A 15,846-nucleotide genomic window follows, 5' to 3' on the forward strand; every position below is an offset into this window, starting at 1 on the left:
TAATGTTATGTTACATTATTTAAATCGATATTTGTTTGGATTGAAGTATTTGCTGAAACACTTGTACATCCACATGATGAACCTACTGTGTTACCATACAACTTGAATTCAGTCAATGGATATGCATACTCTGAAAATGGCACAGAGCTATTATACGGACCAGCAGATCCAGGAGGATCAACAACTATTACTCCAACACCAACATAAGTCTTGAATAATGCAGCTGGACTCATCTTAAAGTAAGGAGTAATCCTTGCCTGGAATTGTAAAATCAACGTCTATGGTGGAGGGTTTTGCATTCACAAGCGTCATTGCAGTGCCTCCCACGGCAACCACGACAATTCTGCGAGGAAGTTCCTTGTCCATCTCCCCAAGAAAGTCAAGCAGTCTGGTGTTATCAAGTGACATTGTACAGTCTCAGCTTTTCTTTGATGCTCTTGGTGTTTGCCTTTATCTCTTCTGTCTTCATGGCCTCTAGCAATCTTATTGGCTCATCGACTGTCTTCATTCCATGTGCAACTAGGTTTCGTAATGTACGCAGTATGCCAAGTATCTTGCCGCCAAATCCGTATTTGCGTGCAAGAAACAGCAGCAGATCATAACTTATCTTTGGATTCTTTGCGATGATTACTGGGATGGCATCAATCCTTCTTGCATCATCGTGAAACATTATTGAAGCTATTACGTACTCTATGCAAAACAGTTTGCCTTGTTTGACTGTCGGTCCGATTTCTGCATACCCGAACCTTGCAAGATTAAACACGAGGTCTTCTTCAGATATTTTGGCAGGGTTTGTCTCGTGTTCGATGGCAGACATCTTGACTCCTTTCTCTGTTGCGTTTTTTATTCCCAACCAAAAGTCCTGAGGATGCAGTATTGCAATCTTGTTGTGCAGTGTTTCTCTAATCGTGTTGCTTTCAGTTGATTTGAGCAAGTCAAGAAACATTTTACTTTCCAGTGTAAGATAGTCTATCCTTGTGTTGTGCATCTGTTGCAATGTTTCTGCTATTGCATGAACCCCAATCTTTGTCTCTTCAACTGCTTGTTTGTCATCGGATTCTTTTAGACAAATCAGCATCTCTGCCTTGTTTAACTTTGCATTTTTTTCTGGATACATCAAAAGTATGTAGGACACCAAAGGGATGCTGTGCAGACATGTGTCAATTTCTAGCATAAGCATCTGCATCTCTTGTCTTCCTTTAAGAAAATCCTGTTTGCGTTTGAGTTCCATTTCTGCAAGCATGTCAATTATCATGTAATTGTCAAAATTAAGCGACACCAATGATGATCTGCCAGATTTTGCAAGTGTGACAATTCCTTCTCGGTCAAGATCCTTGATCTTTTCATGTATGTCGGCATAGTGGGCTTTGCCATGTATTTCGTCTATGTTTTTTGTAATCTCATTGATTGATATCGGACTGCCCAATCTTCGTGAGAGTATGTCAAGAATCCTGTATGCTGCCTCGTTCATCATATCACCTATTATAGATAAAACCTATAATATTATAGGTTTTTCCTATAGATATATGTTATATTTGGCGCAGGCATGAGGAAATCGTGGTTACAGAATGGTTTCAGTAAGATATGATGAGGAAGCAAAGGCACTTTATTTTCATATGACAAAAGGCAAGGTTGCAAAAACTGTATCCCTTGGAAAAGACCAGTTCTTAGACGTTGACAAAAAAGGAAAGATGATTGGCCTTGAAGTCTTACTGCCAAGCAAAATTTCAACTGAAGCAAAAAAAGTAATCCTAAACGCCTGATTTTTTCAAACTAATCCTGGAACTTTCTTTGAAATAATATCCTAGATTAAAATGACTCAACAAAAGATAACTACAATCGCGCAGATACTAAAAAGACCAAACTCTGCTTTCAGAGAGATTTCTGAAAACCCTAGATATTATTTTGTCTCGTCTGTTGTGATATTTGCCATATCAGCTAGTCTTTCGTTTTACTCGTCATACACCAACCATGTTGCAGCGATGATTGAGGAGGCAAGACACGAATGGAGTGCTGCAATATATTCAATAGAGTCTGTCCAGGTGTGGCATCTCCCCTCTTGGTGTTTGCAGTCATCTTTTATGTCGGAAAAAGGTTTGGAGGAACCTCAAGCTTCAAAAAGATCTTTTCGGTTCTGTCGTATTGCCTGATTCCAATGATTATTGGAACGGCAAGTGTCACTTGGTACCGGAATTTTTATGAATTTGTTTTTGTAGATGATTATTCGTCTGGGAAGTATGATGGGCTTGCTCCTTCTTATGCGCTAGACTTTGCCTTACAACAGTCCATGATTTTTGGTCTTATTGCATTGCCCTTTGTTGCATGGTCTGTAATACTGGCAATAAAGGCAGTAAAAATAGTAAACAATTTTGAGACCAAAAGATCATTTGGAATCATCTACATTGTAATACCGGACAGTTACCTGTTTATGATACTGTATGACATTTCATTTAGTGTCATTTTTTATCTACGTTTGACTTGATCAAAGTTTTCTGCACATTTTGCCAAATTTAGATCAGATTCAAGGCCAGTAATAACATCAGGAGAAAGTTCAGGTTCTGTTTCAACTTTAAAACCAAATACAATAATTGAAAATATAAGAAAAAAACCACCTACTGAAATGAGTATTAATGTCCAAGGTTTCATTTTCTTTTTCTCCAAACAACAAAACTTGGAATTATTATTGCGATAGATATGGGAATGATTATAGTTCCAAGGTTGTATTGAGTTAAAATGTTGTAATCTTCTCTGTAATGTTCTATTTGGCCATTCTCATCTTCATGTGAATATTCACTAAAACCAGTGATTTGTTTTGTGTCACACATATTTGTCGTGCCAAGCGCTCCAACTTCATTGTATGTAAAGACCTGATAGGTTTCACCAACATTGTAATTTACTGCACAACTACTACGCTTTGACTGCTCAATTACATATTTGCCAGAAGAAATTCCTTTTTGTGGGAAAGTAATATCAAAATAAATTTCTTCATAGTTATCGGCTTGTATGATTTTTGTAACAGTTCCCTGAAATGCAGATCTTGATTCCAACAAAGTTCGCAAATAATCAGGATATCCATTACAAGAACAAGCATGAGCATTATGAGGAATAAATGAAATTAATGACAAAACACCTAGTCCAACAATTATCAAAAGTCTAGTTTTCATTTTCTAGATCCTTTGGGTTTCTTTCCAGCAGTTCCTCTACACATATATCAAAATCATCTACATTGATACTACTATCCATACTAATCCACTCTAGTGTATATGGTACATTTCTGTCAAACATTGATGAATATTTTACTAGATGTTTTATCATGTCCTCTGTGCATATTTCTGGAATGTCAAATCCCAAAAATGCAGGATGGCGGTTTCCTGGACTGTCAAATGTTTCACCAAAATCATCAATAATTTCAGATTCATTTGTTGGGTTTACAACTTGAAAATTAATCAAAACATGTTTTTTTGCATCAACATCTACACGAAGAGTATAGTTTCCTTTATCAAAAAATCTAATTGGTTCATCCAAATCTAAAGGAAAGTTCCAAGTTTTCTTTCTCCACTCTAATGGTTTTTGTTTATCTACTGATTCAATTGGAGTCATGTACATTCGAGAATAAGCAGGTTCTGAACTAATATCTACATAATTTTGATATATTCTCAGAGTGGGCCACGGCACAGTATTTCCTAAAGAATTTACATGAACAGTAAAGGTAACAGATTCCCCAATTTCATAGATCGGTTTTATTCCAACAACATTCATTTCTATATCAAGAACTTTGTATGTACTGTTATCATCAAAGATGTAAAACGCCATGAGAAAAATAGAAAGCGTGATTATCAATGAAATTCCAATAATTATCAAAAACTTGTTTTTCATTTCCCTATTTTTACCAAGATCATATTCTGCAAATTTGTCTTTGTTCCTTGTTGTTTCTAGTGTTACGTCGAGTCAAACTGTTACAACAGGGACATCTCAGGCATAATTTTTTGAAATAATATTCACAGTTTCTGCAAAAGCACCCGTTTTCTGCATACACTCTGGAATTATTTCCTTTTTCAAATTCATCACAGATATTTTTGCAATGGTTCATTGTTTGGTTTGTAGATCACATCTTCATAAATTCTTCTAATGATTATCAAATCCATACAGGTTTGAACTCTAGTTTTCATTTTCTTCTATACAAAACAACAAAATAGTCAATAATCAGAATCTATTATGATTCTAGATGGATTAACCTTAATTGGGACTGGATTTCCATTTTCATCAATTAAATTAGAAGGTGCATCAATAAGACCTGGACCTTCAAGGCAATCTACTTTTTCAATGAATTGCGTTGCTAAAGAACCTCTAATACTATACTGATTTCTATCTGTGTTACTATAACACTCAACATATTCTCTTACAGAATCGTTTCTTTTATGATACTCTAATTCTAATCGTAATGTTTGATATGATTCAAAATTCATTGCATTAATTTCTAGTCTGCCACCTCCATTACCATAAGAATCAAAGTACTCCCCATTTTCAGGATATTTGTTGATGAATGCCTTATATGATTCAGTCTCATAAAACATGGCCTTTAATTCCTCATCAGATTTACCTGGAAGAACGTCACCCCACTGATTTTCTATTTGGTTTACAATATGAGGCATTATACTAATGACAAATAATATAAAAATTGAACAAGCAATTGCCATTCCCATGTAAATTGCAATTTTGGACAATGTTTCCATATGTAATCAAAATTCATAATGTATGACTAATAACGATTGATGAAAATAGAATTTCACCAAATCCCAATAGGTTTGAACTGTTCAAACCTAGTCTATATTGTAACTCATTATTTTTTGTATGTGACAAGAAGGCCTCCAGCAACAACTAGAATTCCAGGCACGATATATGATGAAATCACCATTGCAATACCCATGATTATCACATAATTGCCATATTTGTTTGTCGTTTCATGAAATTGCTTTATGTGCCACCTGTACTTTATTGCAAGCCATCCAAGTACAAACCCCATCACTGTTTTGATTGCAGAAAAAATTGTGTTTGGACTTATTTGTTGATATTGAAATCCAGGATCAAAAAAGAATAAAGGGATGTTAATTGTTGCAAATACAAAACAAAGCAGTGCACCAAACATTATCAAAAGTAGTCCTAGATGATTTGGATCTTGAATCAAGCTATTAACAAAATCTTTGATGTTCATTTTATTTTTCTCAGATTTATGTATTCATAAAACATTCTATCTTATGTACAAATTCATACAGGTTTGAACTCTGGTGTTCATTTTCTATTCATCATCAGAAAAAATTATAGTCCAAGACAGATTATCAGGGACAGTATTTTCAATCACAGATTCAAATTGTTTGATTTTTTCAGCATCATATTTTACAACATCAGATAGCATGACTTCAAGATTTTCGTCATTGGGATTTATTTGCACTGAAACTAATGGAAATGCCTGCATTTTCTCCTCCAAAGACTTTCCATTCCAAAAATCTTCTTTTATTGTATCTTCAAGAGCAATTTTGGCATCTGCATATTCCTGGTATTTTTCAGGTCTGAGTTTATACATCAGGATATTTTCAGACTCAATCTCGCCCACTTTTTGGAAAATTTCCTCAGTTGTGTATTGGAATTTATTTTTGGTCAATTCAGCCAGTTGAGTTTCAAGTTTTTTAATTTCATCAGATATTGATTCAAGAGCAAGTTGCTTGTTACTTTGCTCTACAAGTTCATCATACATGGTCTGTTTTTGATATAGATCATTTTCTAGAAGGGTTTTTTCCTCCTGTCTTTTCATGTCAAACTCAATGAGTTTTTTTACCGTCTCAAATCCAAGATCAGAATCATATGTACCATCACTTACAGTACCCACGTCTATGTTCATCAGTTTCTCAAGTGAAAAATAGTTGTATTGTGCCATAGATTCAAGCTCAGATAGTTGCTCGTTGATCTCATGTTCATTGTCAGAACCATAGGAAATCAATATTCTGTCATCTTCAGATAAAACATACTCAGATATGTCATCTCTCTTTTGATCATTTATGTAAAATTTTAATTCATACTCATCATTGTTGCAAAATTCTCTTCCGTCATAAAACACAAAACATTGTGAAGAAAGATTCATCCCAAGTGTCTCGAAAAGAAATCCAATTGTTGCGTCTTGTGATGTTCTGTGGATTACGTTTGGTTGTGCGGGCTCAAAATTAATTTGCGGATTTTTTAGCTGAAAATTAGACTGTGTAAAATCAAATGTATCTCCAAATATTTTTGCTAAAATTGTTGCATGTTCATGAATATCATCTGATCCAATGTTTGATTTTGGAGAATAGTACGATGCAGTCCAATTATCATCTATCTGAAACTCTAATTTTGTATAGTATGCATGAGTTGCATCGTTACTTGTTTTTTCCAGAGGACACAGAATAGTTTCGTTTGTAATCACTTTGGCATTTGGTTGTAATTCCACCTCCGGTTTAAACAAGGATACAAACCTAATGTCATAAACCCCGTTATCATCAGGATAAATTCCCTTATCTGTGGACCTAAAGTATACCATGGACGTATCATTTCTTGTAGGCAAGGTATAATGCCACCCAGACTCTCCCTCTATTCGTTCATCTCCACATAAAACAGGAAAGGTAAACAGGGGTAACGGAATTCCAAAATTCTCAGGCATTCTTTCTCGGTCTATTGCATCATTACCAAATTCATCAACGGTTTCAGTAATCCTGTATTGGTCAGGTAAAAATCCCCATCTCTCATCCCTGTTGTCACCCTGATATCCAATTGATTGAAACGTCCAGTGGGTTGTTTTGTCGTATCCACCTTGAGAAACTTCAGTAATTATCAGAGGAATCAATCCCTTGTTGTTTATCCTGTCCCCTGGACTCAGTATTGTTTTAAGAGTAGGTGATACAATCGTGTCCAATCTTGGATGTCGTTCCTCTTTCAAGTCAGACTCGAACAAAGAGTATGTTTCGTCAATCAATGCAAGGTGAACCTTGTTGTTTTGTACCAGCGTGATCTCAACGCTGTGATTAAAAGGGTCTGAGTCATTTTCATAAATTGGAGATATAGTTTCAAAAGAGCCACGAATGACAAATGCAGGAGGAATAGAATGTCGAGTCATAAATATTTCCAGAACAAGCGAATCATCTACAATGCTAGATATTTTGGGATGAGATAAAAGATAATTTTTTGCAGCACTTTGCGCTATTGTCTCAAATGACTGGTCAGAAATTATTTCTCTCTCAGACAATTTGTCATAGCTTGCAGATGTAACACATATTGGCTGATCATCACGTTCGCGCAAAGCAAGTATGTATCCCTTTGTGCGATCATCATTACATCTAATGTCTTCAATATCTGTTCCAAGGTTAGTCTGGTGTTTGGGTGATGTTATTTCATCTTCAATTCCAAGACATGTCTTTGGTGTTCCGTTAGGACTGATATTTACAACATCGCTAAATGATTTTCCGCCATCATTACTGTACGAATAAAGGATACAACTTTGGTCGTTATTTCCCTCGGTTACAAAATATACGTTGTTCTCATTTGTTGCAAAATCAGGCATCCAGCCAATTTGAGTCGAAATATCTTTTAGAATATCTACAGGTATTGTGTCTGCATCAAGACTTCTTGATGTAAAATATACTGCAGCATCGTTGAATGGAGGGTTTTTTGATGTCATTCCAATTTGATAAAAATTATTTTTGTCTAGTTTGGATATCATGTATCCATGTTGAGATAACTCATCATTTAGCGGGACTGACTCTATTGTAAAATCTTTACCTCTGTTATCGCTATAAGCTAGATATGTTTTGAAACTCTGAGTTTCCCCGTCATAGTATTCTGATTTCCATAAAACATATACCGAATTTCCATGGGCAAAGACAAAATTTCCTTCTGTACCTACAGTGTCAATTGATTTAGGATCAGAATCAAAGGTAATTACATCATCAAATGTTTTTCCACCATCATGACTTTTTGTGAATACTTGATACCATCTTTCAGTAATTCCAAAATTACCTTTTTCGTGAACCCTGTCCCTCCATGAAACATACACATTTTCTCCAGATACTGCAAATTGAGGATAAGTCACCGTTGTTTTGCCGCCATTGACATTTACAATGTCAGTTAATGTCCCATCAGACAAAATTTTTCTAAGATATAATGAGCCTTTTTCGTCAAAATCCTTTTCATCATCCATGAGTAGATAGATTACACCATTACTGGTAGTTGTTACAATATCTTGGCGTACTTTGCCTTGATTGAAAAGTTTGGATGGTTCTGAGAATGTATTCCCAAAATCATCACTGACTGAATAAAATGCATAGCTTGTATTTTCTTCTCTAGTCCACATTGTGCCAAAAACATATAATTTTTCATTTACAAATTCAACACTAGTTATACCATAATACACATCATCCACAGTTAGGATTAGTTTTGGTTCTGAGAATGTTTTACCATCATCACTGATTAATACATAGAATTGAGGTACAGCATTCCCATTTCGTGTGGATAACTCATAAAATACAAAGATATGTTGTTCTTGTGAAAGAATTTTGATGTTGCCAATAAACGATCCAGTTGCAATATCTTTAGGGGCTATAGTTGTTTTGCCATCAGATAACTGCGTGAACATAATTGCTGAACCGCTATTTTGATTATAAGACTCCCAAATTATATTGGCTTTGTCATTATGAACTGAAACCAATGGATTTGAAAAACGAGTCTCTTGCTCATCCTCATGATGTCCAAATGCAAAATAGCCTTCATCATAATGACTTACAATGCCCACCATTCCAATTAAAACCAATAAAATTACAAAAGATTTCATAATATAACTAAGAATTATAGGAGGTTCATAAAGTGTTCTACTAAAATAGTGAATCCATACAGGTTTGAACCATATGTATTTTATTCATGGATTTAGTGTCATAATTACAAGAAAAAGTAATAAAACAATAATTTATGAAAAGTATATGCTATTTGATTTCATTTCCAACCTTTTTCAAGTTATGATGTTTACAGTATTTCCGTTCACAGTAACATTGTTAATTTCCCTTAGAATCATCAAGAAAAAAACACAAACTAAAAAATATGAAAAACCTCAAACGGAATTAGAAGAAATTTTAGGATTTTAAGTAATTAAAAATTTGAATAATAATTAGGGAAAGATACATGAAATATGTATGAGTCCTGCATCAGAACACCAAGAATCGCCAGTATCTGTAATCTCCGATTCACATTCAGGTGTAACATCCCATGAAATTTTAGTGCCTCCAACACGTTCACAGATATCGAAAATGCCATCACAATAATTTCCAAGTCCATTCCATTGACCTCCATTCATTATACAAACCATATCTGCATCAATTCAAGGATATGAAAAATAATTCATCCAGAAATCAGGAATAATGGTGATAAGGAAGACAGAAAAAATTAAGAACATACACAAGATAATCAAAAGTCTAGTTTTCATTTTCTCAACTACCAAATTTCATCCCACATTTTGGACATAGGTTGTAATTATTTGGAAAGTTTTGATTGCAATTATAACAAAATTTATCATTTCTGGGTGTTTTTTTGCGTTCTGCCAGATAGTATCGTAATAAGATGGCACCAATAGTTGTTACAGCCCCAATGATTGCATACAAGATAACCATGTAGATAATCATCTAAATTGTGATTCATAAAGTGTTCTAATCTTTTGTAAATAAATGGTTTGAAGTAAACGTCTGGAAATAACCTCCAACCTACTATTATGATTTGAATTGTTCGAATTATAATAAAAGCAACATGAATGAATTGTTCATATAAATTCTCAGTGTTACATAAATACTATTTTGAGAATGTAATTTCAATTGGAACTCTCATCAAATACCTATTTAGTTTTGGTCTTAGGTTTCAATTTTTAAATGATAATTATCAAATAAAGAAAAAATTATCAAATTATTAGCAATAAGAGGGACTTGCTAAAATATCTTCAATAGTAGGATTTGCCATAGTAATAATGACTCTGTGATTGTTCATATCACTGATGTCATGACAAATTAATTCCATTCGATCATTTTCTTGTGGATAGATTCTTAATTCAATAAATATTTCTTTTCCAAAATCGGTATTAGTATAACTTACTGTTTCTAACCAAAATCCAATACTCGAAGAAGACATTCCTTGTGTTGGATAAGTTTCTTGGAAAGATTTCACTTCTTTAAAATTATCATATTTTTCTTTAATATTTGAAAAAGATAAATGGGTGACGGAAGTCACTACAACAAAATAAAGTAAAAGTCCCAATAAAATAATCACAGGTATAAAATAATATTTTTTCATGACCTTTCATTAATCATTTATCATATAAAATAAAAAGGGGTTTAAAGCCAGAACGAATCAGACATAGGATATGGCCAATACGTTAAACTGTCTTCATAGAATCCTTCTGAATTTAAGATCACAATATCCCCAGATTGTAAACCCGTACAAGATTCATTGATTGAACCTGTTGTAGTTTGCCAATCATGATAGCATCCTTGACCTGGATTGAATAAATCCCACATTACAACAACGTGTTCATTTAGATCAGAAGATCCTCCACTACAGTTGCTATTTGCATAGATATATCCTGGATAATATTGATAGGCATAGTAGCTAACACTACTAGAATATGCTGTAATTGAACCAGAGGCAACTGCTGTTGTTGATTGACATTCTGTACGATTTTGTGTCAGATACCAATAATCATCAGCTGCAAATGCATTTGGAATAAAATTAAGCAATTTTAATTTCGCCTTTTCCAAAAATCAGAATCAGGCCATCTTTTCTCACTAGAGTAGAATTTTTGGCGTTCAAGTAGATAATTACAAAATATTTTGTTAATCCATGTAGAATACTCCTCCAAGGGATTTTCTTTATTTTCTAGATATTTTTTTATGGCCTCTGCTGCATGTATTCCAGTTTGAAGAGATTTCCACACTCCCTGTGAGGATAGAGGATCAAATGCTATTGCTGCATCACCTACTGCTAACCACCCCTTTCCACTAACTTTATCAAGGTGAAAACTTGATGCAGAATACACATTCAAGATATATTGTGTCGGGTACGATGATAAACGTGATTTTGTATGTATTGTTTTCTGTAACTCATCATTCCAAAAAGTTGTAGATTTTTTGATTCCATGTTTATAAATATCAGCATCAGTCATGTATGCAACAACAATATTTTGATCTGGCAATATTGCAGAATACCACCATCCACATTCTGCTGCTTCAATAAGAAGATGATTATCGGAAGTCATTTTTGAATTGGGTGATAAATAGCACACAATTCCAATCAATTTATCATGAACAATTTTGTTTGCATTAAATTGTAAAGATATTGCAGATTGATGTCCGGTAGCATCTATCAAAAATCTGCTTTTAAAATGATATAGTTTGTTATCACATGCTACTTTTAACTTCCAATTATTATCTTCGAGATTAAAGGAAACCAGTTTGGCCTTAAGATATAATCTGGATCCTGCAGATTCTGATGCATGAGCTAGAAAAGCATCAAATTGACACCTATTAACGTGCCATCCCTTACCAAAAGGATTGAAAATAAAATTATTTTCATGTAGTTCCTTTTTGCCCCAGGATGAAAGAATTGTAAAAGAAGGAGAAGAATTATTTTCATTCAAAAATTTCTTCCATATTCCAAGATAAGACAGTGGCACTTGTATTTTGGGAGGAAGAATCTCCCCCACCCTCAAGTTGTTGTAATCGGTTTTTTCCATAATGACTACTGAGTATCCATATTTGAGAAGGGATAATGCCGTAGCACAACCCGCAGGACCTCCACCAATAATTGCTACATCAAATTTCTCATCTTGTGTCAAGTCTTTAGATTCATTATCAAAAACTATGCTTTTTCAATCCGGTACCATATCTTCCAGTCACCTAGATCCTCTAGTTCTATCTGTTCATTCTTAGGACCTTTTGTTCCATACCATGAATCAGGATTGCCAGTAAAAACGCGTTTGTAGAAACATAGGTTATCATCAGGATCAAAAGTATCCATCTCTATTCCTGTTATTTGTATTCCAAGATATTCATATGCTGTTCCTTCATAAAGAACTTCATTCATTTTCACGATATTTTTACCCGGACGATCAGATATAGAATAAGTACCTTTTTTAGGGAATTGTACTTCAACAGGTTCATTTATTGTATCTGTTTTTATTTTGGATTTAAACCTGAATTCACCCTTTCCTTTTAAAAATGGATCATGATCATCTAATATCTGAATTTGTTCAATTATCAAACGTATCTTGTGATACTGTCCTCCATCTCCGTCTGGAGATGGCTTTATGACTATTGGGTTTCCACCAAACAGCTTGACTCTTTCTGCAACTTGTTCCGTATATCTTTGAAATATAGAGTGCCAGTGATCATCACTGGGTATTGATTTTTCAATGTGTCTTAGGACAGAGAGCTTTCTTATTTCATCTTTTAGAAGCGTCTTGGCAGTCATTATTGGGATTGTAATTTGAAATGAACCAAGAACAGATCCAGTCATTCTATTTATTTGCATGATGACAGTATCAAACACTTGACCGCATTTAATTTCATGAGGAAGTTCTATTGTTATAAGACCTGCAATGTTTTTTCTTTGAGAGTTGGGTATCGGCACATAGGTTACATCACCTACTAAACATTTGATTGTATGATCGTCTACTTTAAACAAGCGTTCAGATTCATAGTTTTTTCCTGCAGTACTAATGATTTCATTTGCATCCAAGTCAGGCATGTATAGCGTCACAGTTGAGGAACGTGGAAGATTTCCCCAATTGAACATCAGCTCATCAACAAAATTTGCTATGGGAGGGTTATTCTTTTCTTGTAAACGATGAGTTAGTCTATACATGGATTTCTTTTCAGAGGGTCTTATCTCAAATGTATGTTGTACTTTATTGGCAGTGGGGTTGGTAGACTCCACAATGACCAGATTTCGTTGTGATAAGTTATCATTTGATGATGGTGTAGCTCCTTGTGGAATTGGATCTGACTCAAAGAAAACTTCTGCTGCTAAACACTGGTGCATGCCTCGAATCAATTCTTGAATGGATTTAATTTCGCCAGATATGAAAGGTCCATCATTTGATGGAAAAGCAGGGAATTGTGCTTCTGTTTGGTTAAAATCCAACCAACATCCAAAGTATTCTGAAGATTCACCTCCCCCACCTGCCGGAGATATAGTACGAACATTTGTAATATCAGTCTGATCTTCTGTAGATTGAGTAGTGGGATCTACACGAGATTCGGCAAAAAATGGTATTGTTCCAATTCTGTTATCTGCTAACCCCAGCAAAGGAATAGTATTGTTGGGGTCTCTCTCAAAACGACGATAAGTTGAATATGAATTATAATTAAAATTAGTAGCTGCCGTCGTAAACAATCGGAAAAAGACCCTCACGTTTTCAGCTGAAAGTGCTTCTCCCCTATACCTTACTTTTGCTACAGCAAAATTAAACACACGTCTACCATCAACAGATCTTGACAACTCTAGCTTACTGGTATTAGCATCAGTGGATATCATGTCAAAGGGATGATTTGCAGAGGGGGTTGAATTAAAATCGTTTGTTAAATCCTGGATAAAGTTTATCGCTGCGTTAGCAGTATTACCAATGATAAGATTGCTAAACGATGGACTTTCACCTTCTTTTACTTGGAATACACGTACGTCAGTACTGAGCCAATGTGTAGAACCATCAAGCATATAGGGATTAGGTTGATGAATTAGCGATACATTGCCTTCGCCAGATTCATTTTGTATTTCTGCGATAACTCGAATGTTTTGAATTTCTATCGGAGTAACACCATCATTTTCAAAAAATGCGCGGGTGCCAGTAAAATCAACTGAGTAGACAAATGTAAATCTCTGTCGAAGGTTTGCGGGTAATGTTGGATCCTCTAGCAATAATTCTTGTACGGTAGTACTCATTTCAGCAGGTACCGTATTATCGCTTGTACGTCTCAAAGTGATTTGAGGTGCAATTCCTACCAGCTGAGCTGGATCCAAGTTCGGGGCATTGATATTTAGATCATTTGGAAGAAAACCCTCAACTACCACATAAAGTGAAGGGGTAAAATGTGCAGGGTTTACACCACCGGTTAAAACTGAATCTACTTCATCTTTAGAGAAGTGACTACGATCTGTAATGACATAACATTTCTTGCAGGTTACTGAACGTTCGGTTTCAACAAATCTGTCTCCTTTCTTTACAACAAAACCAAGCTTGTGCCAATTATCCACCATATCTCGGTGAGAGTTGACTAGAGTCCCAGTCCAACTTTCAAACTGATCTGTGAGACTCCCTTCTTTGATGACCGAATCTGGGCGTTGAGCAGGCCACCAAGTCCCTACACAATCCCTAAAATCGGCTTGCCAAGGAACTGCCATCCACTTTGTAATATCTCCCGGTTCTAGTATTTGCTCTTGGTCATTTTCATCAAGGTAATTATTGTCAAGTCGAAACGCTTCAGTGAATTTACATCTTTCACGAATAAACCATGAAGACTCGATTCCTGGAAAAAAAGGACCTCCAACACAAGGCTCTAGGGCAGCCCTATCTAGTCCTTCGGGAGTTATGTTTGTTGTAGGTGGATTATTCCAATCATTATCAAATTCGTCGGCTGCCCACTTTTGCATTATGTAGTATTGAATTTTTGTTACTGCTTGTGAATCATCAAATCCATCAGTGCGGACTACAGGCATACGTCCCCCTGCTGTTAAATCATTTGGATTTTTTAGCACTCCAAAGATTATTTGACGGTCTGCCATTGAGCCAGGAGGATTAGATATGACGTTCTCTAGTATTCCATGACTTGTTCTGCCTGTAGAAACTACCCATTTTAGGTTCACAGTTCTTTCTAAAATTGGAAATATGTCATTTTTGTATGATGGTGTAGTAGGGCGTGGGATATGTGGTATTCCTTTGTCCTCAGCTAGTTGTAAAAGAATATCATAAAGTGAGGAGTAGGTATCTATTGCTGGAGCAAAGTTTGGCGGTGCGCAAATTATCCATGATCTTTCAGATTCGATTGGTTCGGTTCTTCCGTTAAGGATCACGGTAGCGTTTACTGGACCGTCAGATACATCATCATACCACCTATCATTATTAGCATAATGAAAAACACTTTCATCAGGAGGAACTGAAGAAGATTTTCCATGACCTCCCAAAACGAGTAGACGTCCAAGATCATCGGTTTGCATTTTTCCTAGGTACACGTTTTCGCCTAGAAAGGTACCGGTATCAAACTGAGCCATTTGATTTGGCCCAGTAACTGATCGTTCACCTGGATCTATTTTTAGATCATTGCGGGTAAATTGCGGATCTGCATCTACCCAAGAATTTCTAAAAGATGGATTCTCTGTACTGCCGGCAAATATTTTGCCTGCTGCTTTTTTGTTAGCAAGATGGGCTCTCCAAGTAATGGCTCCATCATCTTTTGTAATCTCTTGAACCAAGTTATCATTTTGATCATAACCAAAAAGCCTAAAACGCGATGCTTGACGTTTGATACGACATTGATTGTCTTTATAAAATCCATCTGCGGGAGGTAATCGTTCTTCAGGAATTTCAGGTTCAATAAAATATTCGCTAGGGCTATTTCCCAATCTAGTAATTCCAATAGCAGGATATATTTTGATTTTAGTAATATCATCAAGAGACATTAAAGATCACTATAGATAAGAAATATTTGGATAAACAATGATTCTGCATTGTTAATTTTAGGAATAAGAATTAATTAAGTATGATCGTATATAATATCATAAAGTACTATAAAAATA

Annotated in this window: 16 protein-coding genes; 2 read left to right on the top strand and 14 right to left on the bottom strand. The window is 35.2% G+C overall.

The annotated features are described in order from the left end of the window. Positions 1-5: 5 nt before the first annotated feature. Genes C5F50_RS09050 through C5F50_RS09060 form a run of 3 tightly spaced genes read right to left on the bottom strand, consistent with a single transcriptional unit; the run spans position 6 to position 1,471 of the window. Positions 6-233 (bottom strand): hypothetical protein, encoded by a 228-nt coding sequence (locus C5F50_RS09050; protein WP_179371033.1) that lies wholly within the window; start codon positions 231-233, stop codon positions 6-8. A 1-nt stretch (position 234) separates the two neighbouring features. Continuing rightward, positions 235-408 carry a hypothetical protein gene (locus tag C5F50_RS09055; protein WP_179371034.1) on the bottom strand — a complete coding sequence of 58 codons (174 nt, stop codon included), beginning with the start codon at positions 406-408 and terminating at the stop codon, positions 235-237. Beyond that, complete coding sequence (locus C5F50_RS09060) at positions 398-1,471, bottom strand: hypothetical protein (protein ID WP_179371035.1); 1,074 nt, start codon at positions 1,469-1,471, stop codon at positions 398-400. The genes C5F50_RS09055 and C5F50_RS09060 overlap by 11 nt, the downstream gene beginning before the upstream one ends. A 97-nt stretch (positions 1,472-1,568) precedes the next feature. Here C5F50_RS09060 and C5F50_RS09065 point away from each other — a divergent pair, with 97 nt between their 5' ends. Then, a complete protein-coding gene (locus C5F50_RS09065) occupies positions 1,569-1,763 on the top strand; it encodes a DUF2283 domain-containing protein (RefSeq protein ID WP_179371036.1) in 195 nt (64 codons plus the stop codon). Between the two features lie 242 nt (positions 1,764-2,005). Continuing rightward, positions 2,006-2,482, top strand: a complete 477-nt coding sequence (locus C5F50_RS09070; RefSeq protein WP_179371037.1) for a Yip1 family protein — start codon at positions 2,006-2,008, stop codon at positions 2,480-2,482. On the opposite strand, the gene C5F50_RS09075 is transcribed toward C5F50_RS09070, so the two are convergent. The 11 genes from C5F50_RS09075 to C5F50_RS09125 form a co-directional block, all read right to left on the bottom strand. Next, positions 2,464-2,646, bottom strand: coding sequence for a hypothetical protein (locus tag C5F50_RS09075; RefSeq protein ID WP_179371038.1), 183 nt, complete (start codon positions 2,644-2,646; stop codon positions 2,464-2,466). The two genes, C5F50_RS09070 and C5F50_RS09075, sit on opposite strands and share 19 nt — an antisense overlap. Continuing rightward, on the bottom strand, positions 2,643-3,164 hold the full coding sequence (locus C5F50_RS09080) for a hypothetical protein (protein WP_179371039.1): 522 nt from the start codon (positions 3,162-3,164) through the stop codon (positions 2,643-2,645). Before C5F50_RS09080 ends, C5F50_RS09075 begins: the two co-directional genes overlap by 4 nt. Further along, positions 3,154-3,876: a hypothetical protein gene (locus C5F50_RS09085; protein WP_179371040.1), complete on the bottom strand. Its 723-nt coding sequence runs from the start codon at positions 3,874-3,876 to the stop codon at positions 3,154-3,156. Before C5F50_RS09085 ends, C5F50_RS09080 begins: the two co-directional genes overlap by 11 nt. Positions 3,877-4,196: 320 nt before the next feature. Further along, positions 4,197-4,733: a hypothetical protein gene (locus C5F50_RS09090; RefSeq protein ID WP_179371041.1), complete on the bottom strand. Its 537-nt coding sequence runs from the start codon at positions 4,731-4,733 to the stop codon at positions 4,197-4,199. Between the two features lie 107 nt (positions 4,734-4,840). Beyond that, on the bottom strand, positions 4,841-5,212 hold the full coding sequence (locus tag C5F50_RS09095) for a hypothetical protein (protein WP_179371042.1): 372 nt from the start codon (positions 5,210-5,212) through the stop codon (positions 4,841-4,843). A gap of 84 nt (positions 5,213-5,296) precedes the next feature. After that, positions 5,297-8,851 carry a hypothetical protein gene (locus C5F50_RS09100; protein WP_179371043.1) on the bottom strand — a complete coding sequence of 1,185 codons (3,555 nt, stop codon included), beginning with the start codon at positions 8,849-8,851 and terminating at the stop codon, positions 5,297-5,299. Between the two features lie 330 nt (positions 8,852-9,181). After that, positions 9,182-9,367 (bottom strand): hypothetical protein, encoded by a 186-nt coding sequence (locus C5F50_RS09105; RefSeq protein ID WP_179371044.1) that lies wholly within the window; start codon positions 9,365-9,367, stop codon positions 9,182-9,184. 602 nt (positions 9,368-9,969) lie between these two features. Continuing rightward, complete coding sequence (locus C5F50_RS09110; protein WP_179371045.1) at positions 9,970-10,350, bottom strand: hypothetical protein; 381 nt, start codon at positions 10,348-10,350, stop codon at positions 9,970-9,972. A gap of 41 nt (positions 10,351-10,391) precedes the next feature. Then, entirely contained in the window at positions 10,392-10,793 is a 402-nt protein-coding gene (locus tag C5F50_RS09115; RefSeq protein WP_179371046.1) for a hypothetical protein, read from the bottom strand. Positions 10,794-10,795: 2 nt separating this feature from the next. Beyond that, positions 10,796-11,890, bottom strand: a complete 1,095-nt coding sequence (locus C5F50_RS09120; protein WP_179371047.1) for an FAD-dependent oxidoreductase — start codon at positions 11,888-11,890, stop codon at positions 10,796-10,798. A gap of 23 nt (positions 11,891-11,913) precedes the next feature. After that, complete coding sequence (locus tag C5F50_RS09125; protein ID WP_179371048.1) at positions 11,914-15,729, bottom strand: LodA/GoxA family CTQ-dependent oxidase; 3,816 nt, start codon at positions 15,727-15,729, stop codon at positions 11,914-11,916. Positions 15,730-15,846: the final 117 nt, after the last annotated feature.

Origin of the sequence: Nitrosopumilus ureiphilus, assembly GCF_013407185.1 — an archaeon.
Classification (GTDB): domain Archaea; phylum Thermoproteota; class Nitrososphaeria; order Nitrososphaerales; family Nitrosopumilaceae; genus Nitrosopumilus; species Nitrosopumilus ureiphilus.

What these genes read in the sequence shown, in the direction of transcription:
- C5F50_RS09050 (WP_179371033.1), bottom strand. Translation starts at nt 233, where the DNA reads ATGAGTCCAGCTGCATTATTCAAGACTTATGTTGGTGTTGGAGTAATA.
- C5F50_RS09055 (WP_179371034.1), bottom strand. Translation starts at nt 408, where the DNA reads ATGTCACTTGATAACACCAGACTGCTTGACTTTCTTGGGGAGATGGAC.
- C5F50_RS09060 (WP_179371035.1), bottom strand. Translation starts at nt 1,471, where the DNA reads ATGAACGAGGCAGCATACAGGATTCTTGACATACTCTCACGAAGATTG.
- C5F50_RS09065 (WP_179371036.1), top strand. Translation starts at nt 1,569, where the DNA reads ATGGTTTCAGTAAGATATGATGAGGAAGCAAAGGCACTTTATTTTCAT.
- C5F50_RS09070 (WP_179371037.1), top strand. Translation starts at nt 2,006, where the DNA reads ATGGAGTGCTGCAATATATTCAATAGAGTCTGTCCAGGTGTGGCATCT.
- C5F50_RS09075 (WP_179371038.1), bottom strand. Translation starts at nt 2,646, where the DNA reads ATGAAACCTTGGACATTAATACTCATTTCAGTAGGTGGTTTTTTTCTT.
- C5F50_RS09080 (WP_179371039.1), bottom strand. Translation starts at nt 3,164, where the DNA reads ATGAAAACTAGACTTTTGATAATTGTTGGACTAGGTGTTTTGTCATTA.
- C5F50_RS09085 (WP_179371040.1), bottom strand. Translation starts at nt 3,876, where the DNA reads ATGAAAAACAAGTTTTTGATAATTATTGGAATTTCATTGATAATCACG.
- C5F50_RS09090 (WP_179371041.1), bottom strand. Translation starts at nt 4,733, where the DNA reads ATGGAAACATTGTCCAAAATTGCAATTTACATGGGAATGGCAATTGCT.
- C5F50_RS09095 (WP_179371042.1), bottom strand. Translation starts at nt 5,212, where the DNA reads ATGAACATCAAAGATTTTGTTAATAGCTTGATTCAAGATCCAAATCAT.
- C5F50_RS09100 (WP_179371043.1), bottom strand. Translation starts at nt 8,851, where the DNA reads ATGAAATCTTTTGTAATTTTATTGGTTTTAATTGGAATGGTGGGCATT.
- C5F50_RS09105 (WP_179371044.1), bottom strand. Translation starts at nt 9,367, where the DNA reads ATGAATGGAGGTCAATGGAATGGACTTGGAAATTATTGTGATGGCATT.
- C5F50_RS09110 (WP_179371045.1), bottom strand. Translation starts at nt 10,350, where the DNA reads ATGAAAAAATATTATTTTATACCTGTGATTATTTTATTGGGACTTTTA.
- C5F50_RS09125 (WP_179371048.1), bottom strand. Translation starts at nt 15,729, where the DNA reads ATGTCTCTTGATGATATTACTAAAATCAAAATATATCCTGCTATTGGA.